Origin of the sequence: Oceanobacillus luteolus, assembly GCF_042678205.1 — a bacterium.
Taxonomy (GTDB): domain Bacteria; phylum Bacillota; class Bacilli; order Bacillales; family Amphibacillaceae; genus Oceanobacillus; species Oceanobacillus luteolus.
This window is the reverse complement of record NZ_JBHUDE010000156.1, coordinates 22,192-41,091: the sequence shown is the minus strand read 5'-3', so window position 1 is coordinate 41,091 and position 18,900 is coordinate 22,192. Positions and strand designations below refer to the sequence as shown.

At 39.2% G+C, this 18,900-nt stretch carries 16 protein-coding genes and 1 pseudogene; 11 read left to right on the top strand and 6 right to left on the bottom strand.

The annotated features are described in order from the left end of the window. Nucleotides 1–118: 118 nt before the first annotated feature. From ACFSBH_RS17530 to ACFSBH_RS17520, 3 genes are all read right to left on the bottom strand, one after another. A complete protein-coding gene (locus tag ACFSBH_RS17530) occupies nucleotides 119–907 on the bottom strand; it encodes an IclR family transcriptional regulator (protein ID WP_379598877.1) in 789 nt (262 codons plus the stop codon). 265 nt (nucleotides 908–1,172) lie between these two features. After that, nucleotides 1,173–2,201, bottom strand: coding sequence for a PTS sugar transporter subunit IIC (locus tag ACFSBH_RS17525; protein WP_251515190.1), 1,029 nt, complete (start codon nucleotides 2,199–2,201; stop codon nucleotides 1,173–1,175). A gap of 197 nt (nucleotides 2,202–2,398) precedes the next feature. Further along, nucleotides 2,399–3,616: a dicarboxylate/amino acid:cation symporter gene (locus ACFSBH_RS17520; protein WP_379598875.1), complete on the bottom strand. Its 1,218-nt coding sequence runs from the start codon at nucleotides 3,614–3,616 to the stop codon at nucleotides 2,399–2,401. Nucleotides 3,617–3,807: 191 nt separating this feature from the next. On the opposite strand from ACFSBH_RS17520, the gene ACFSBH_RS17515 reads away from it, so the two are divergent. Next, nucleotides 3,808–4,641, top strand: coding sequence for a glycosyltransferase family 8 protein (locus ACFSBH_RS17515; protein WP_379598873.1), 834 nt, complete (start codon nucleotides 3,808–3,810; stop codon nucleotides 4,639–4,641). 131 nt (nucleotides 4,642–4,772) lie between these two features. Here ACFSBH_RS17515 and ACFSBH_RS17510 read toward each other — a convergent pair whose 3' ends face one another. Next, complete coding sequence (locus ACFSBH_RS17510) at nucleotides 4,773–5,318, bottom strand: TetR/AcrR family transcriptional regulator (RefSeq protein ID WP_379598871.1); 546 nt, start codon at nucleotides 5,316–5,318, stop codon at nucleotides 4,773–4,775. A gap of 175 nt (nucleotides 5,319–5,493) precedes the next feature. On the opposite strand from ACFSBH_RS17510, the gene ACFSBH_RS17505 reads away from it, so the two are divergent. The 10 genes and pseudogenes from ACFSBH_RS17505 to ACFSBH_RS17460 all read left to right on the top strand — a co-directional run bounded on the left by ACFSBH_RS17505 (nucleotide 5,494) and on the right by ACFSBH_RS17460 (nucleotide 15,820). Next, a complete protein-coding gene (locus ACFSBH_RS17505; protein ID WP_379598869.1) occupies nucleotides 5,494–6,417 on the top strand; it encodes a DsbA family oxidoreductase in 924 nt (307 codons plus the stop codon). Between the two features lie 164 nt (nucleotides 6,418–6,581). Then, a pseudogene (locus ACFSBH_RS17500) lies at nucleotides 6,582–7,306 on the top strand (ABC transporter ATP-binding protein). Further along, nucleotides 7,303–8,325, top strand: a complete 1,023-nt coding sequence (locus tag ACFSBH_RS17495) for an ABC transporter permease (protein ID WP_379598867.1) — start codon at nucleotides 7,303–7,305, stop codon at nucleotides 8,323–8,325. Before ACFSBH_RS17500 ends, ACFSBH_RS17495 begins: the two are co-directional and overlap by 4 nt. 76 nt (nucleotides 8,326–8,401) lie before the next feature. Further along, nucleotides 8,402–9,028 (top strand): TetR/AcrR family transcriptional regulator, encoded by a 627-nt coding sequence (locus ACFSBH_RS17490; RefSeq protein ID WP_379598865.1) that lies wholly within the window; start codon nucleotides 8,402–8,404, stop codon nucleotides 9,026–9,028. Nucleotides 9,029–9,164: 136 nt separating this feature from the next. Then, complete coding sequence (gene moaA, locus ACFSBH_RS17485) at nucleotides 9,165–10,175, top strand: GTP 3',8-cyclase MoaA (protein ID WP_379598863.1); 1,011 nt, start codon at nucleotides 9,165–9,167, stop codon at nucleotides 10,173–10,175. Between the two features lie 34 nt (nucleotides 10,176–10,209). Then, nucleotides 10,210–11,220, top strand: coding sequence for a MoeB/ThiF family adenylyltransferase (locus tag ACFSBH_RS17480; RefSeq protein ID WP_379598861.1), 1,011 nt, complete (start codon nucleotides 10,210–10,212; stop codon nucleotides 11,218–11,220). Between the two features lie 14 nt (nucleotides 11,221–11,234). Then, nucleotides 11,235–12,527, top strand: a complete 1,293-nt coding sequence (locus ACFSBH_RS17475) for a molybdopterin molybdotransferase MoeA (protein ID WP_379598859.1) — start codon at nucleotides 11,235–11,237, stop codon at nucleotides 12,525–12,527. After that, nucleotides 12,524–12,991 (top strand): molybdenum cofactor biosynthesis protein MoaE, encoded by a 468-nt coding sequence (locus tag ACFSBH_RS17470; protein WP_251516233.1) that lies wholly within the window; start codon nucleotides 12,524–12,526, stop codon nucleotides 12,989–12,991. The genes ACFSBH_RS17475 and ACFSBH_RS17470 overlap by 4 nt, the downstream gene beginning before the upstream one ends. Nucleotides 12,992–13,034: 43 nt before the next feature. Then, nucleotides 13,035–14,429 (top strand): NAD-dependent succinate-semialdehyde dehydrogenase, encoded by a 1,395-nt coding sequence (locus ACFSBH_RS17465; protein WP_251516236.1) that lies wholly within the window; start codon nucleotides 13,035–13,037, stop codon nucleotides 14,427–14,429. A 197-nt stretch (nucleotides 14,430–14,626) separates the two neighbouring features. Beyond that, entirely contained in the window at nucleotides 14,627–15,820 is a 1,194-nt protein-coding gene (locus ACFSBH_RS17460; protein ID WP_251516239.1) for a DUF4317 domain-containing protein, read from the top strand. A gap of 402 nt (nucleotides 15,821–16,222) precedes the next feature. Here the strand turns inward: ACFSBH_RS17460 and ACFSBH_RS17455 are convergent, their stop codons facing one another. Together ACFSBH_RS17455 and ACFSBH_RS17450 are read right to left on the bottom strand one after the other, a co-directional pair. Next, nucleotides 16,223–17,539, bottom strand: coding sequence for a short-chain fatty acid transporter (locus ACFSBH_RS17455; protein WP_251516241.1), 1,317 nt, complete (start codon nucleotides 17,537–17,539; stop codon nucleotides 16,223–16,225). Between the two features lie 167 nt (nucleotides 17,540–17,706). Continuing rightward, a complete protein-coding gene (locus ACFSBH_RS17450; protein WP_251516258.1) occupies nucleotides 17,707–18,873 on the bottom strand; it encodes a nucleotide sugar dehydrogenase in 1,167 nt (388 codons plus the stop codon). Between the last annotated feature and the right edge of the window lie 27 nt (nucleotides 18,874–18,900).

The following is an 18,900-nucleotide window of genomic DNA, read 5'->3' as shown; positions in this document are numbered from 1 at the left end:
TGGGCCATGGTTATGAACCAGCTTCTTCTTCATGATGAACTGAAAGATAGGGTGTTAAAGTACCTTGAATAAATGGGAACTTACACACTTTATTTGACAAGCCCGAATATACATCAAATCAGCCCAAAAATCTCTTGTCATACCCCATTCGTTCAGACGCTTCTTCCCCTGCTCGCATAACTTTTCTTGCAATTTCAGGGATTTTATAATCTTTCATTCGTTGAATCGGACCGACTACGTTGATCGAAGCGACTACTTTGCCGGTGTAATCTTTAATTGGTGCAGCTACGGAACGTGTGCCCTCCGTTAATTCTTCTGTACTTATCGCGTAGCCTCTCTCACGAATCACTCTTAACTCTTCTAAAAGTTTTTCCGGTTCTGAAATACTATTGGCGGTATATTTCTTCAAGCCTTGTCTAATAATCTCTTCTACAAGTTTTTTTTCATCATAAGCTAACAACACTTTACCTGAACTCGTACAGTAGGCAGGATTTTTCCTTCCTAGATGGGTAAGAATACGCACAGGATGATTACACTCTTCTTTATGAATATAGATAGTCGATAACCCGTCGAGAACTGCCAAGTGTGCTGTTTCACCAGTTTCACTTACTAGTTTGTGCATTACGGGAGATGCCTCGTTATGGATTTCCAATTCGTTTGTAACGATACCACCAAGGGTTAAGACGGATATCCCCAATCTATAAGCACCAGTCTTTTTATCTTTGACTACAAAACCTTCATGAGTCAGAGTAGATAGAAGTCTGCTTATAGTACTTTTTGCGAGACCAAGAGACTCTGAGAGCTCGCTGACTTTAAGTGTTGGTTTAAAGGTTGAAAAGCTTTTAAGAATTCGTAATGCATTACTGACTGAAGATAGAATTTGTGGGTTCTTATTTGTTTTAGACATGTTGATATCTCACTCCATTAGTGTCTTCATTTGGGAATTACTTTATAAAGGCAATGTTTTGTCCAAGTGTATTTCTAATCAGAAACTATATCATGTGGAGGTGTATGTGTATATTATATAATATATTAAAATATAAAGATAAATCCAAGTATTTACATTAGTTTAACCGTTTACACTAATTCTATATAATAAAAGACAAGCCCAATCCCACAAAAGAATAGAGCTTGTCCAAAATAACAAATCTATGAAAATTCAAATAAATTAATTAGCTAACTTCCATTTTTAAATCTCCGTTATAGGCCGCACCACGCAACTGCATTGCTTTGTATACAACAACAGAGATGATACCCGGCATAATCACACCTACGACAATATACATCATCAGTACGGATATGCCTTGGTTTGCAAGGATATTCAATGGTGCAATAAAGGAATTTAGTCCAAGTCCAGCTAATTGGTAAGGAACCTGAAAATCAAACATTAATATAGCGATTGGTGCACAAATAATTGATGATAAGAATGGTCCTGCGACAAGGCGCGGGTTTTTAACAATATTCGGAACTTGAACTTTTGGTGTTAAGAATGACTGTGCAATATTGGCACCTAGCTGATTTTGTCTCCAGGACATTGCTGTCCAGCCTGCAAATTGTGCGGTACAGCCAATCAATGCCGCTGCACTTGAAACTGGGTCAAGCTGCAATGCCATGGCAATTGCTGCTGATGATGCAGGTGACATAAGGAAAATACTCCAAACTAATGATATTACAATTGATGCAACAAATGGAGATCCTTCTACTGATCTTGTAATATACGCGCTTAAAGCTTCAATGAGTGGTGTAGTGACTGCGGCTATAAACACACCGCTGACTCCTCCAACAAATGTGGCTGCAAATGGGATTGCAAGCATATCCAATTTTGTTTTTCCGGCGACACGTTTACCGGCCCAAACTGCAATAACTGCAGCCAGTACAGCACTAATCGGTTGACCTGTGGTTAGCACCCAACTTCCATCGGCATTCATCTGAAGTGCATCGGCTCCTATGGTACTTGCTGCCATCGCACTAAAAATTATTAATGTATTTCCACCAAGCATATGAGCAATTCCGGCTCCAAATGCTGGTGCCAACATTAATTGGGTTGCTTTACCGACAGTGGTGAATCCTTCCCATCCCGTGAAGGTTCCAATCGTTTCAATGAGCAATCCAATCCCTAATGCTACGAGAACTGCATTTGCAATTCCTTGTGACGCTTTGTACGACCGATCTACGATGTATTTCTTAGTTGACTCCTTCAATTTACTCTTCCTCCTCATTCTATGCTAGCTCATCTAAGTTGATAGGATGCTAACTTGCTAATTAAGTAAATTAAAAATATAATACTAGTTTTCTGATTTAGAGTCAATTAATAATTTATTCTGACAATTTAGTGCGGAAAAAGGTCTATTGGACTGAATCCAATAGACCTTTATCATATTAAAAATAAACTTTAATTTTAACTAACATCCCTACGTTTTTCGTTTTCAGAAATGATATATGCACAGGCTGCATCCCCGGTAATATTTACAGCAGTCCGTAGCATATCAAGCAGACGATCGATACCGATAATTAATGCAATACCTTCCACCGGTAGACCTATTTGAGTCAAGACCATAGCAAGCATAATAAGTCCGACTCCTGGAACACCGGCCGTCCCAATGCTAGCTAAAGTCGCTGTTAAAATAATCGCAATTATTTCTGTGAAACCAAGATCGATTGCGTATACTTGTGCAATAAAAACAGCGGCGGTCGCTTGCATAATCGCTGTTCCGTCCATATTGATCGTTGCTCCGAGTGGTTGTACGAAACTACTGATACTTTTACTTACTCCTAGGTTTTCTTGTGCCACTTTCATAGAAACTGGAAGTGTTGCATTGGAACTCGATGTACTAAAGGCGACTGTCATCGCTGGAAAGAACCCTTTATAAAATGTTAATGGGTTTGCTTTACCGAGCATCCAAATTGCTAGGCTATAAATAAGAGCTGCGTGGACAATCAATCCTAATATTACTGTTCCCATATACGCCGCCATAGAACCGATGGCATCAAGTCCAGCACCACCTATGGCTGATGCGATTAGTGCAAATGCTCCATACGGTGCGAATTTCATAATTAAATTTACGAGAAACATTAAAATTTCATTCGCTTGCTCAAACAATCGGTACATTCCTGTAGTTTTATCCTTTAGAAAGGCGAGTGCTAGGCCAATAAAAATTGCAAATGCAATGACTTGCAGCATATCTCCTGCAGACATGGCAGCTACGGGGTTCTTTGGAATAATACTTATAATTGTTTCCATCACAGGCGGAGCTTCTTGAGCTTCAAAATCCGCTACACTGACATCGAATACACCTTCTGCTCCTGGTTTAATCATGAAAGCCAATGCCAGACTGATACAAAGTGCAAGTGCTGTGGTCACAAGGAAAAAAGTAATCGTTTGAATACCGATTCTACCCAGTTTTGCCGGTTCACCAAGACCGGCAGTTCCTAGTACGATGGATACAAAAACAATAGGTACGACGAGCATCATGATGAGATTGACGAATATTGTTCCGACTGGACTTAACACATACATATCAAGATTGGAGAAAACGCTTTCAGGAATGAATGTAAAAATAATACCAACAACAACACCAAGAACCAGAGCAATTAAAATCTTTTTGGTTAAATTCATCACAAAACCTCCTTTTTCATTAATTAGGTTCATTGATTTGGATAAAGGAGAGGGCTACTGTTATTTTTTTATATCCTATGTCTCAACCAGAGGAGTTAGAACCCTTGTGATTTATTTCTCGCTGTCGTTATTTTCCATAGTTTTTTAGCAGTGATGGTATAATAATAGAAATACAAAATAGAGGAGTTGGTATGAAGTTGAACATACTTGTTACACTTGATTCCAATTATATTAGACCGCTACAGGTCATGCTCAAATCGATGTTCCTCAATAATCCTGATGTAAAATTTTCTATCTATCTCATGCATTCATCTTTAAAATCGGAAGAAGTACTGCTGCTTCAAGATGGCGTGAGAGGTGAAGGCCATATCCTCCACGAACTTAAAATAACAGATGAATATTTCCGGGAGGCACCAGTGGTTAAACATTATACGAAGGAAATGTACTACAGGCTGTTGGCATTTAAGTTTTTACCAGAAACCCTCGATCGCATCCTTTACCTTGACCCTGATATCCTTATCATCAATGAGATTAAGAGTTTATATGATACAGACCTTACAGGCTACCTTTATGCCGCCGCTTACCACGATATCGCAAAAATAAAAGAACTGAATAAAATCCGCTTAAAAGCTTATGAAATGGAGGCTTATTATAATTCTGGTGTACTTTTGATGAATTTGGAAGAGCAACGAAAGAGGATAAGTGAACAGGATATCTTCGACTTTGTGGAAGAGAACAAGAAGCGGCTCGTCCTACCAGACCAAGATATTCTAAACGCGCTCTATTCCCAGGATATAAAAGAAATAGAGGAAGTGCTCTATAATTATGATGCGAGGTTTTATCAATATTACAAACTGGCCAGCAAAGGAGAATTCGGCATGGATTATGTAATTAATGAGACATCGATTATCCACTTTTGCGGGAAGAAGAAGCCGTGGTTGAAAAGTTATACAGGAAAGTTCCATTCTCTATATAAACATTATGAAAAGCTGACGTTTGGAAAGGCAGTAACTGTGAATAACTAGGGCTATAAGAATTTTCCTCCTGATACTATATATCACGGAACAACATCTGTAATGCCCTAAAAATAAACTTCGCCATCTTAACATTCAGTGGGGTAGGTAAAGCAATTCCCACTGAATGAAGTTTCACTTTTTTATGGCAGTAAGTAAGGGATGGCTGGTTTAATGAATGTTTCTGGCTCCACATCTGCATTGCCTTTTCGCCAATCTGCAGATGCTCCGTACAATCCCCAGCTAAGGATTGATGCAGTCCGCTCGAGCCCGTTCCTCTCATTCTCTGGGAATTGATTACTTAACATCTTTGCGAATATCACTTCCAGCTGATCCCTAATAATTCTAGCAATGGTCTCTTCATAACCACGATGGCAACGTGTGGATAAGGAAAGTTGAAAGTTAGTTATCTCCTTAAAGATGGCAGTCAATGTTTCTTCATTAATTTCACTCTCAACAAAATCCTCATAACTCAAGTTCACCAATAATGACTCTGTCAAAGCTTTGTCCAATAAATCGTAAATATCTTCAAAATGATAATAAAAAGTAGAGCGATTGATCTGTGCAGCGGTTGTTATATCTTTAATTGTGATGTCTTTAAATTCTTTTTTCGATGAGAGTTCTACAAAGGAGTCCATAATAAGCTGCCGCGTTCGTAAAATTCTTGGATCTGTACTGGTTTGTTTCATTTCGTCCTCCCCCTCTTTTTCCAACACTTTTGTAAATATGTAGGATATCCAACAGATTAGAGAAACTAATGGTGTTTACTGTATCTGCTATTGATTATACTAGCATTAAGAAATGAAGAGAAGAATTTTGATTACAATGAATTTTCTTCATGATAGTCTAGGGAGGAAGATAGAAATGGAAAATAGAAACAATCTTATTTGTGATATGGAGACAGGGGTATGTGGTCCTGCAGATGACACAGAAATGGAGTTGATTGATTTGAACGAACCGAAGAAAACAATTGAATTATATTATGTGACTGATCCGATTTGTTCCCATTGCTGGGCTATCGAGCCGACATTACGGAGATTCATGGAACAGTATGGTCATTACTTCAACGTAAATACCGTAATGGGTGGTTTATTGGAGAAATGGCATGATGGACCAATCGACCCAGCGAATGGTATTTATGGACCGGCAGATGTAGCGCCACACTGGAGAGAAGTTGGAGAGCATTCACGCATGCCGATTGATGGTTCACTTATGATTGATAATCCAGTGCAATCTTCATTCCCGGCATCCCGTGTTTTTAAAATTGTCCAGAAACATCATGGTGACGAAAAAGCATTCGAATATCTTCGTCGTGCAAGGGAAGCGTTGTTTGCTTTCAACGAAAATATTGGTGAGAAATCAGTACTAGTTGACATTGTCAATAATATGGGATTAGATGGTGAAGCAATTGTTACTGAGGCAGATGAAGAGGAAGGTATGACTCTTTTAAACGAAGACTTTGCACTCACACGCAGTCTTGGTGCGCGTGGTTTTCCAACCATCATCATGGCAAATGAGGAAAATAAAGGAGTCAAAATTGTTGGAGGTCGTCCGTTTGATTACTATGTCGCAGGGCTAAGACAAGTATTAGGAGAAGAACCTGAACCAAAGGAACAACCCAAATTGGAGGATTTACTTGCTAAGGAAAAATTGTTGTTCTCAAAAGAGATTGAAGTAATGTATAATTTGGAGCAGGCAGAAGTAAATGAATTCCTCGACAAAGAATTAACTCAAGGCAACTATGAAACAAAAGAGATATTAGGGGAAAAATACATTATAAGCAACTAAACGGAAGTGGATTAGTCAGGGGAAGTTCCTGATTGATCCACTTTTTTATGCGCACCCTATTTTGTATTGAAACTTAAATGAGTGATTACTCACTTTACAAATGGAACAACGTCAAGTATATTTAAAGTGAGTAATCACTCACTTTAAATAAGGGGGTACAAAGGGTGGAGGAATACTGTGTATCTATAAGGAATGTATCTAAGAAATTTGGAAAACAGCAAGTACTTTTCAATATCAATTTAGATATTAAGAAAGGAGAGATTTTCGGTCTATTGGGACCGTCTGGAGCAGGCAAAACTACACTCGTAAAGGAGTTAGCAGGATTAGATACTCCAACGACTGGTGAAAATATGGTTTTAGGAACCAAAATGCCGAATTTAAACGTAATTAATAGAATTGGCTATATGGCGCAATCGGATGCTTTATATGAAGATTTATCTGCTAAGGAAAACCTGCAATTTTTTGCGAGTCTCTTTGGATTAAAGGGAAAAGAAAAAATAACCGAATTCAAGCAGTGATGGAACTTGTTGATCTACAAAATCACACACAAAAACTTGTCGCAGGATATTCTGGTGGAATGAAACGTAGACTCTCATTGGCTATTGCCTTACTCCATGAACCTGAATTACTTATCCTTGACGAACCTACTGTCGGAATTGACCCGGTCTTACGTAAAAAAATCTGGGATGCATTTGAGAATCTAAATAAACATGGAACGACGATTATTGTTACGACACATGTCATGGGAGAGGCAGAGAAATGTCATCGACTTGGACTAATTCGTAGTGGAGAATTAATAGCTGAAGGAACTCCCCAGCAATTAAAGGAAAACACAAACACAGACTCTATAGAAGATGCATTTTTAGTTTATGGAGGTGAGGGGATATGAGAGTAAAAGCTGTAGTTACACGTATTTTACAACAAATCTTTCGGGATAAGCGGACTATCGGATTATTAATTTTTGCACCTATTTTAGTTTTAACGATGCTGCATCTGATTTTCAATGGTGATGATTATACACCCAAAATAGGAATGGTAGACGTTCCTGACATGATTTCTGATAATCTCGATACTGGTGCTGAAGTGACTTATTACACAGAGGAGGGATCGGCAGAAAAGGATTTGGAGAAACAGTTAATTGATGGCTATATAACTTTTACAGGCAATAAACCGAGCGCATATCTTGAAGGCAGTGATCCAATGGTAAATGGTGAAGTAATTCGTTGGATACACTCTACCTTTGCTCCCCTACAGAAAAATTCGCAAGAGGATTTATCGGTTCACTTTTTGCACGGAGCGAACGATATGGGGCAATTTGATTACTTTGGACCGGTTTTACTAGGTTTTTTTGTGTTCTTTTTCGTTTTTATTATTGCAGGAGTATCTTTCATTCGCGAAAGAACAACTGGGACATTGGAGCGTCTCCTATCCACACCAATCCGCAAATGGGAACTTGTAACTGGTTATACGATAGGTTTTGGAACGATCACGCTTCTACAGTCTACGCTAATTGCAGCATACGCAATCTTTGTCCTTGATATGATGATGGAAGGTTCCTTTTTCCATTTGTTAATGATTATTTTAGCACTGGCACTTACAGCACTTACCTTAGGAATCCTTATCTCATCCTTTGCAAATAATGAACTGCAAATGATTCAATTCATTCCATTGGTTGTTATTCCCCAATTATTTTTCTCTGGTTTGTTTCACTTGGAAACCATTTCGGATTGGCTAAGTTGGATTGGTCCATTAACACCACTTTATTATGCAGCCGAAGCACTAAGAGATGTCATGGTACGTGGCTATGGTTTATCGGAGATTTATAACGAGCTTGTAGTGATGATAGGTTTTTCATGTCTATTTATCTTTCTAAACATCCTTTCTTTACGAAAATACAGGAAAATCTAGTTCCAGTATAAATTGCAATTCATGAATAAAATAGCTTATCATAAGAATAAACACTTATGAATACGAGGAGATGCCTGTGTTTAATGATGCTGATAATTTAACGGAAAAACAAAAAGGTATATTGACTGCAGCCACTGAGTTGTTTGCTGAAAAGGGGTACGCAGCAACTTCAACTAGTGAAATTGCGAAAAAAGCAGGTGTGGCCGAGGGTACCATTTTTCGACATTATAAGTCTAAAAAGGATTTACTATTAACGGTTGTTTCTCCGGTAATGATAAAAATAATTGGACCATATATAAAAAAAGATCTTTATAATGTATTGGATGCTGAATTCGACCATTATGAAGACTTCCTTCGAGCTATGATTGCGAACCGTATAAATTTTATTACGGATAATATTTCATTTCTCCGTATTGTCGTCCAAGAGTTACCATTTCATGAGGAACTCAAAAATCAGGCAGTGGAACATATTGGGAAGGATATCTTTGAAAAGTTGCGTGGAGTCATTCGTTATTATCAAGAAAAAGGGCAAATTGTCCCAGGACATCCGGATGCAATTATTCGCATGGTCGGTTCATCAATTTTCAGCTATATTCTTTCGAGGTATGTACTTTTTCCGGAAAGCGCTTGGGAGGATGAAGAAATAGAGATTGACCGTATCATACAGTTACTATCTAACGGAATAGGAATGATAGATGAGTAAAAGGGCAATATTCTTGTCCTTTTTCTTATTTAACGAACTTACATATTTTATCTCTAAAAAATTCAAACTATTCGATATTGACAGGCATAAGGATTATAATAGAATTAGTTAATTCAATTGAGGGGAGTGGGTAACGATGACAATAATCACAGATAAGTTTGGCAGGCCGCTCCAAGATTTGCGGATTTCAGTTACCGATCGGTGTAATTTTCGCTGTACGTATTGCATGCCAAGAGAAATTTTCGGGCCGGATTATGAATTTTTGCCTAAAGACCATCTGTTATCAAATGAAGAAATTGTCCGGATAGCAACTGCTTTTGTTGCTCTTGGTGTGAATAAAATCCGCTTAACGGGCGGAGAACCACTGCTACGGAGAGATTTACCACAACTTATCGAAAAACTAAGTGTAATCGAGGGACTTGATGATATTGCACTTACGACGAACGCTTCCTTACTGCCAAATAAAGCCGAAGCCATTAAAGATGCAGGGTTGAAACGGATCAATGTCAGTCTCGATGCTCTCGATGACGAAACTTTCCTATCCATAAATGATAGTGGAGTACGCACGGAACGGGTGTTAAAAGGGATTGATAAAGCACTCGAAGTCGGTTTAGAAGTAAAAGTGAACATGGTCGTAAAAAAAGGGATGAATGAACAAGAAATCATCCCAATGGCGAAGTTTTTTAAGGAAAAAGGGATTACATTACGGTTTATCGAATTCATGGACGTGGGGACAACGAATGGTTGGGATTTCAGTAAAGTTGTAACGAAAAAGGAAATCTTTAATCAACTCAGTGAGCATTTTGAATTAGAACCAGTTGATCCGGATTATTTGGGTGAAGTGGCCAAACGTTACCGGTATAAAGGGACAAATACTGAGGTCGGATTTATTACTTCCGTCTCGGAATCATTTTGTTCAACTTGTACACGAGCGCGGATTTCTGCAGATGGAAAGATATATACTTGTTTATTTGCTTCAGGGGGATATGACTTGAAAAAGCTTGTCCGCTCTGAATCTGATGATGAAATAATCAAACAAACGATAGCCTCGATTTGGAGTAAGCGAACGGACCGTTACTCTGATGAGCGTACAGAACTTACAGCAAAAAATAAGAAAAAAATTGAAATGTCCTATATTGGTGGTTAAGAATAATCAGCAGGAACGAAAGGATCGTATTGTGATGAAAGAACGATATTCACGGCAAGCATTATTTAAGCCAATCGGAAAGACAGGCCAGGAAAAGATTAGTGATAGTCATGTCATGATTCTTGGCTGCGGCGCACTTGGTACGGCCAATGCGGCTAATCTTGCACGGGCCGGTGTTGGTAAGCTGACAATCATTGATCGTGATTATGTGGAACGGAGTAATTTGCAACGTCAGCAATTATTTACAGATAAAGACGCGGAAAATCAAGTTCCAAAAGTCATTGCGGCAAAAGAAAAATTAGAAGCAATCAACCCTGAAATTGAGGTTAATGCACTAATTTTAGATGTGACCGGAGAAGAGCTTGCTCCATACCTTAAAGATGTGGACCTCGTCATCGACGCAACGGATAATTTTGATATTCGATTCGTTATGAATGACTTGATTCATAAACACAAGCTTCCTTGGATTTTTGGCTCTTGTGTCGGGAGTACAGGTATGAGCTATACTATCTTACCTGGTGAGAGCCCTTGTCTTGCATGCATTTTAGATACGACGACTTTATCTGGTGCGACTTGTGATTCGGTCGGAATTATCGCACCAGCTGTGCAAATGGTTGTCGCACATCAGACGGCAGAAGCATTGAAGTTGCTTGTTGGGGATGTAAATTCGTTAAGAACACAACTAGTCATGTTTGATTTATGGACGAATCAATACCAGATGATTAAAGTTGATCGTGCCAAAAAAGCTTCTTGTCCGAGTTGTGGTGTAAATCCAAGTTATCCGGCCTTGAGTTATGACACCCGAACGAAAACAGAAGTGCTTTGCGGAAGAAACACGGTACAAATACGAGCAAACCGCCACATCGTTTTGGAAGAGCTGGCAAGCAGGCTGGAGAAACTCGGATCTATCCACGTAAATAAATTTTTGCTCTCCCTCCATTATGGTGACTATCGAGTTGTTGTTTTCTCTGATGGCCGTGCATTCATTCATGGTACAAGTTCAATGGAAGAAGCTAGAAAGATATATTATCAGTTGGTTGGTTAGGAAGGTGAGCAAAAATGGTAGAAATACGAACCCCGATTGAAGTGAACGATGCAATTAAACATGTTATGGAGTTCGCGAAAAAGGGTGAAAAAATATATGTTTCGTTAGAAGAAAGTCATGGCTATTTTCTTGCGGAAGATTTGATTAGTGATCATCCGGTCCCTCCATTTAACCGGACGAGGTATGATGGTTTTGCAGTGAGGGCTGTCGATACAGAGAAAGCATCCCAGGAGCATCCTGTCGAACTTGAAGTCGTCGCTGAAATTGGCGCGGGCAGTGTGTTTGGAAAAGAAGTTGGAGATCAAGAAGCAGTGCGTATTATGACAGGAGCCGAGATTCCACCAGGTTGTGATGCAGTCGTCATGCTTGAGGAAGTCACCGAATGGAAACGGGAAGGTAAAACTGTTATTGAGATTACTAGAAAACTCGATCACTTAGAGAATATTACCTTAAAAGGTGAAGATACGAAAAAAGGGGAAGTGCTCGTTAAAAAGGGAACGTATATCAATCCCGGTATTATGGCAGTTCTCGCGACTTTCGGTTATAAAAAAGTACCAGTAACAAAGAAACCGAGAGTTGGAATCATTTCAACGGGAAGTGAACTATTGCCGGTAGATGCTCCATTAGAGCCGGGGAAAATTAGGGATAGTAATGCGTATATGCTAATTGGTCAGATTGAACGGGCAGGGGCAACACCGGTTTCTTTAGGACAATTTGCAGATGATTTTGAGCTGTGTTATCAGCAGATTGTCGATGCATTGGAGAATGTTGATATTCTCCTTACAACTGGGGGAGTTTCTGTTGGTGATTATGATTATATTCCGGCTATTTTAGAGAAATTGAATGCGAATGTTTTATTCAATAAAATACGTATGCGTCCAGGATCCGTAACGACGGTAGCCGAAGTGGACGGAAAGTTGTTGTTTGGACTATCAGGAAATCCATCATCTTGTTATGTTGGCTTTGAAATCTTCGCAAGACCAGTGATTCGTTATTATCATACCGACAAGCCATTTTTGCAAAAAATTCAGGTGGCCCTAGGCGGAGAGTTTGCGAATTCAAATCCGTTCCATCGTTTTGTTCGAGGAAAACTCCATTTTGAGGAAGGAAATGTTGTTGCAAATCCTGTTGGATTGGATAAACCGAATATCGTCACCTCGCTGGCGGAAGCTAATGTATTAATATTGCTTCCGGGAGGAGAAATAGGATATCACCAAAGGGAAAAAGTGACGGCAATACTGCTGGATGAACAATCTGGATCTACCTGGGAAGACTGGTTGAATGATTTAGAGGAGTGTAACCTATGACAGAGAAAATGTTTGAAATTGTGGAGGAACCAATTGATGTAGATCGTGTCATTCAAAAGGTTATCCGCAGGGAGGCTGGAGCGATTACAACTTTCCTAGGCATTGTGCGGGAGTGGACACACGGTAGAAAAACAATCTATTTGGAATACCAAGCATACGTGCCAATGGCAGAAAAAATGCTTGCTGAAATTGGTGAGGAAGTAAAGGAAAAATGGCCAGATACGATCGTCGCAGTCACACATCGAATTGGACGACTGGAAATCTCCGAAGCAGCGGTTTGTATCGCTGTATCTTCACCTCATCGGAAAGCAGCTTATGAAGCGAATGAATATGTAATTGAGCGGATTAAGCAAATTGTACCGATTTGGAAAAAAGAGCATTGGGCAGATGGTGAAACTTGGATTGGGAACCAAATGGAAACGGAAGCTTATCCGGAAGGGGAACCGGGTAGAGATAAGCGTTGATGGAAGTTTAACTTATTCAACACTTTAAAAGGGAGATGTTTTTATGGTAGAAACTATTAAAGTAACAAATCCGGCTACAGGGGAACTCGTTGAAGAAGTTACACCAGATACAGAACAGGAAATAAAATCAAAAATAGAAAAAGTGACACAAGGATTTCAAAAGTGGAAGAAAATCAATGCACATGAGCGAGCTAGATTACTGAAAGAATGGTCCAATCTTATTCAAGAGCATAAAAAGTCGATTGCTAAGGTCATGACTCTGGAAAGCGGAAAACCGTTACAAGAATCTCTTGGGGAAGTGGATTATGCAACAAGCTATATTGATTGGTTTGCTGAGGAAGCGAAACGGATTTATGGCAGAACGATTCCGGCTCATACAGAATCTAAGCGTATCCTCGTGACTCGTCAGCCGGTTGGAGTTGTTGCTGCCATTACACCTTGGAATTTCCCGGCAGCAATGATGACTAGAAAGGCTGCTCCAGCTCTTGCGGCAGGTTGTACATTTATCGTGAAACCAGCAAGCGAAACGCCACTGACAACAATGAAATTAATTGAGTTGGCGCATGAAGCTGGCATTCCAGAAGATGCAGTGCAGTATGTGAATGGATCAGGTGGAACAATCGGGGAGATTTTTACGAACACCCCACAAATAAGAAAAATAACATTTACAGGTTCAACCCCGGTTGGTAAGCAGTTGATTAAACAGAGTGCAGATTCCGTCCAACATGTATCTATGGAGTTAGGCGGACATGCTCCACTCATTGTAGCAAAAGATGCGGACCTGGATATTGCTGTCAGTCAAACGATTGCTTCAAAATTCCGAAATGCGGGTCAGACTTGTATCTGTGCCAATCGTGTCCTTGTTGCAAAGGAAGTTGTAGATGAATTTGCAGAAAAACTCGTCCAAGAGGTGCAAAAGTTAAAAGTAGGAAATGGCTTAGAGGAAGGTACACAAGTTGGCCCTGTTATTAATAAAGGTGGATTTGAGAAGGTGGTAAGTCAAATCGATGATGCGGTTGAAAAGGGCGCTGATGTATTGGTAGGTAATACATTTGATGAAAATGATGAAAAAGGTTATTATTTCGTCCATCCGACGGTGCTTAATCATGTCACGAATGAAATGGTGATCATGCAAGAAGAGACATTTGGTCCAGTATTGCCAATTACTGCTTTCGAGACGATTGAAGAAGCAGTGGATATTGCGAATAATACTCCGTTCGGATTAGCGGCATATTTCTTTACCAATGATTATCGGACAGGTACATACCTGCATGAGAATCTCAATTTTGGTGTTGTCGGCTGGAATGATGGTGCTCCATCTGCCGCTCATGCTCCTTTTGGAGGGATGAAGGAGAGTGGGATTGGAAGAGAAGGCGGATTGGAAGGTATTGAACCGTATCTTGAAACTAAATATATTTCGATTGGTGGATTGGAGTAAATTCACTGAAGAGATGGAAGTCAATCAAGGTTCATCCTTGGTTGACTTTTTTACTTGAAAAAGAGCCAAATCTATTACAATCTATTACACTGGTTAAAATGAACTATGATTTGAAGAGACGAAAAGGGACTGCCTTATCGTCTCTTTTTTGTAGTATAATAGATATCATTAGTTGCAAAGATATAAGGAGTGTTTACGTGAATAAAAAGGATATTGCAAGTTTCCGCAGACAATTAAAGTTGGAAAATGATCTTTTAAAGCTTAATGAAGTTTTTAATGTATATATTATGAAAGAATCTAGTGAGATTTATCATCAAGAGAGTACCCCGTTTGAGATGCTAGATAGAGAGCAGCAAGAACTTTTCATGGACAACTTTAAAAAAGTATTAGCTGGACAGCTCGACCGTAAACTATTTGAATTGAAATTTGCTAAAGAAGTAGAAAATAGCACACAGCTAATCCTTCATCAAGGATTGCTCACAAACGATACAGAAACTTGGAAGGATCAAATGCTCAAGGTCGTAGAAAAAATGCTTCAAGTAAAACAATATGAACAAGATATTGTTCTGACATTTGTGAACGGGGAATATTTAAAAACTGTAAAGCCGATCAGTGAAGAAACAGAAGATCATGAACGTGATAAAGTATTTTCCCATTCTTTCATCATGTGTACGATAAATACAACCCAAGATCCGAAGAAGGAATTGCTATTTGATTATGTGGAAAAAGAATTCAAATACAATATTGTCGTTGACCCAATCATCGATCTGAATGCTCCGATAGGCGGATTCCTATTCCCTTGTTTCTCTGAAGGGGAGTCAGATGTAAACCATATTTTATATTCTATTGGGAAATCCAAGGAAATTGATTTTGCCTTTATTGAAGAGGTATTAAATGCAGAAGAACTTTTCACCGCGGAAGAAGATAAGTTTGTATTCGAGGAAATCGTTAAGGATGTTGCAGGTGATCAGATTACAACTTCAACTCTCGCTAATGTCTATGAAGAAGTTCAGCGCGTTATAGAAGAGACAGACCCGAAGGATACACCAAAGCTAGACTACAAGGATGTAGAGACGGTACTAAAAAGCAGCGGAATAGAAGATGTTGAAACAGAAGTGATAGAAGCGGCATTTAAACGAGTTACCGATGACGAGACATTCGAACTGAAGGCGAATAATGTTGTACCAAAATATAATTCAAAGTCTATCAAAATCCAAACAAAAGTTGCTGATTTGAAGGTCAGCCCAAGCGAACTTCGATATCTCCGCCAAATGCGCTTGGACGGAAAACTATGTCTCGTAATCGAATTGGAAGAAAACACGGTGATTGAAGGATTCGAGATTATCGAAGAGGAAATGGTAACTAAAAAATCTGACCCAGTTTCAGAATGAATTTTTAACGATTTTTTAACAGAAGGCTAGAAGTGGTCATCTCATATGGCCTTGGGGTCAAGAAAACGGTTTAAGAAGTAACGTTAGAGTTTCTCACATGCCCTCGACGAGAAGAAAATGGCTCAAGAAGTAACGTAAGAACATCTCACATACCCTCGACGAGAAGAAAATGGCTCAAGAAGTAACGTGAGAACATCTCACATACCCTCGACGAAAAGAAAAATGGTTCAAGAGGTAACGTGAGGATATCTCACGTGCCTTCATCGTCAAGAAAAGAGCCTCTAGAGGTAACATTGACTACCATAACCAGCTCTCATCTTTAAGAAACAGAACAAAGGGTGACAGGGATTCGATCAAAAGTAAGAAAGGGCCAACCAAAGTCTTGGTTGACCCTTTCTGTATTTAAAATAACAATAATCCAATTGCGATGGGAATGAAGCTGAAAAATAGAATCATTACACAGAATCCCATGATATCACGGATCTTAAGTCCAGCAATAGCTAGGACTGGTAGTGCCCAAAACGGTTGGATCATATTTGTCCATGCATCTCCCCAAGCGACTGCCATTGCAGTTTTTGGTAGGTCTGCACCTAATTCCATTGCAGCCTGAATCATTATGGGACCTTGTACTGCCCATTGACCACCGCCTGATGGTACAAAAATATTAACTAGCCCTGCACTGATAAACGTAATAATTGGCAACGTAAAATCTGTTGCAAAAGATATAAACCAATGAGAGATTTGCTCTGATAATCCCGATGTTGTCATCATACCCATAATTCCAGCATAAAACGGGAATTGAATAATGATTCCACCAGCATTTTTCACACCATTGGAAACGGTATCGAGAAAACGCTTTGGAGTTCGATGTAATAATATTCCTAAAAACAAGAATATAAAGTTAACAATGTTAATATTCAAATCAAAGCCATTGGTAGCAAAGTGATAAATAATATAGATTAGACCAAGACCACCGATTACTATAGATATGATTTGGCTGTTCTCCAGTTTTTCTGCTGGAGTGGTAGCCTTCACTACAGGCTCTTCATCCTGTTCATCGTCTTCCGGAATATGACTTGCTGAATGAGATGAAGTTGCTCCTTTTAATAAATAGCGGTTAAATATTGGTAGCGTAATAACCATTGTAAGTACGATAAAAATATTTGCTGGACTAAAAAGAGTCTCTACTACAGGAACTTGTCCCATTAAATCCTCAAGAAAGTGTCCAGGAGTAGCGATCGTCAAGGGAACGGAGCCCGAAAATCCACCATGCCATACGAGCATTCCACTATAAGCACTCGCAATCAAAACACGAAAATCCACGGTTGGCACTCTTCTCGCAACATGTACGGCGAATAAGGCGCCGACGACTAATCCAAACCCATAGTTGATCAAACATGCTATTAGTGCAACAAAAGTAACTAGAATAACAGCTTGAGCTGGAGTTTTTGCCAAGGAGCTCAGGCTTTTAAGAGCTTTTTTTACAATAGGTGTATTCGCTAAAATATAACCAGTGACTACTACGAGGGACATCTGCATACCGAATGCAAGCAAGTCCCAAAATCCATTTCCCCAAAAAGAAACCATTTCAATTGGACCACTATCAGTGAATGAGACTCCTAATACATATACTAGGATTGTTAGAATAATAGCAAATAAAAATGCATCTGGCAGGTACCGCTGGACAAGCCGATCAAATAAACTTGTTAAAGCTCTCATCATATTCCCCCCTATAATCTTTTAATAAACGTAAGACCTTTATTTAAGTAATATGCCATAATCTAGCAGATAATGAAAGTAAAAGGTGAATAATTTAGAAAAATAAATTAATTGGAAGATTATGGGATAAAATGAAGAAGGAGAGGGTCAAGGACCTTCTCCTTAGATTAATCTCTACTAAATATATCCCTTGTATAGACCTTTTCTTTACTATCCCTTATATCATCCGAAAGCCTGTTAGCTACAATGACATCTGATATTTCTTTAAATTTCTCCAGATTATTTTCTACCTTAATACCTTCAAATTCTGTACTGTCTAGTGTCGGCTCATAAATGACAACCTCAATGCCTCGAGCAATGATTCTTTCAATGACTCCTTGGATGGCAGATTGACGGAAGTTGTCTGATCCTGATTTCATCGTGAGACGATAGATACCGACTATCTTTGGATTTCGGTCTAGAATCATTTGTGACACATGATCTTTTCTTGTTGCATTTGAGGCAACGATAGCTTTAATCATATTGTTTGGAATACCCTCAAAATGAGCAAGCAACTGTTTCGTATCTTTAGGCAGACAGTACCCGCCATAACCAAAGGAAGGGTTATTGTAATGTGTGCCGATTCGCGGGTCTAAACCTACACCTTCAATAATCTGCTGAGCATTTAATCCATTGATTTCAGCATAGCTGTCCAGTTCGTTGAAGAAAGAAACTCGCATTGCTAAATATGTATTGGCAAATAATTTAATCGCTTCAGCTTCGGTCGATTCCGTATATAATACAGGAATATCCTCTTTAACGGCACCTTGGATCAGTAAATCGGCAAATGTCTTAGCTCGTTCGGATTGTTCACCGAGTACGATTCTAGATGGATGAAGGTTATCATAGAGCGCTTTACCTTCACGTAAAAATTCCGGTGAGAAAATGATATTCTGTGTATTATATTTCTTTTTCAAACTCTCCGTATACCCTACTGGGACCGTGGATTTAATGATCATTAAGGCATCTGGGTTAATCGCGAGGACATCTTCAATCACTGATTCAACTGAACTCGTATCAAAAAAGTTTTTATCAGGGTCATAGTTTGTTGGAGTGGAGATAATGACAAAATCTGCATCTTTATGCGCGGGTTCCGGATCTGTCGTCGCTGTTAAATTCAACTCTTTTGTTCGGAAGAATTCTTCAATCATATCATCACCGATTGGTGATTTTCGTGCATTAATCATATCCGCTTTTTCTTGTATGACATCTAAGGCAGTTACTTCATTATGTTGAGCAAGCAGAACAGCATTGGCTAACCCGACATAACCTGTTCCTGCTACTGTGATTTTCATGATAGGCCTCCCATATAATCAAATTGT

Excerpts from the sequence above, each read along its gene's own strand:
- ACFSBH_RS17470 (WP_251516233.1), top strand. The coding sequence starts at position 12,524 with ATGACAGAGAAAATGTTTGAAATTGTGGAGGAACCAATTGATGTAGAT.
- ACFSBH_RS17530 (WP_379598877.1), bottom strand. The coding sequence starts at position 907 with ATGTCTAAAACAAATAAGAACCCACAAATTCTATCTTCAGTCAGTAAT.
- ACFSBH_RS17520 (WP_379598875.1), bottom strand. The coding sequence starts at position 3,616 with ATGAATTTAACCAAAAAGATTTTAATTGCTCTGGTTCTTGGTGTTGTT.
- ACFSBH_RS17465 (WP_251516236.1), top strand. The coding sequence starts at position 13,035 with ATGGTAGAAACTATTAAAGTAACAAATCCGGCTACAGGGGAACTCGTT.
- ACFSBH_RS17450 (WP_251516258.1), bottom strand. The coding sequence starts at position 18,873 with ATGAAAATCACAGTAGCAGGAACAGGTTATGTCGGGTTAGCCAATGCT.
- ACFSBH_RS17480 (WP_379598861.1), top strand. The coding sequence starts at position 10,210 with ATGAAAGAACGATATTCACGGCAAGCATTATTTAAGCCAATCGGAAAG.
- ACFSBH_RS17495 (WP_379598867.1), top strand. The coding sequence starts at position 7,303 with ATGAGAGTAAAAGCTGTAGTTACACGTATTTTACAACAAATCTTTCGG.
- ACFSBH_RS17475 (WP_379598859.1), top strand. The coding sequence starts at position 11,235 with ATGGTAGAAATACGAACCCCGATTGAAGTGAACGATGCAATTAAACAT.
- ACFSBH_RS17515 (WP_379598873.1), top strand. The coding sequence starts at position 3,808 with ATGAAGTTGAACATACTTGTTACACTTGATTCCAATTATATTAGACCG.
- ACFSBH_RS17455 (WP_251516241.1), bottom strand. The coding sequence starts at position 17,539 with ATGAGAGCTTTAACAAGTTTATTTGATCGGCTTGTCCAGCGGTACCTG.
- ACFSBH_RS17505 (WP_379598869.1), top strand. The coding sequence starts at position 5,494 with ATGGAAAATAGAAACAATCTTATTTGTGATATGGAGACAGGGGTATGT.
- ACFSBH_RS17510 (WP_379598871.1), bottom strand. The coding sequence starts at position 5,318 with ATGAAACAAACCAGTACAGATCCAAGAATTTTACGAACGCGGCAGCTT.
- moaA (WP_379598863.1), top strand. The coding sequence starts at position 9,165 with ATGACAATAATCACAGATAAGTTTGGCAGGCCGCTCCAAGATTTGCGG.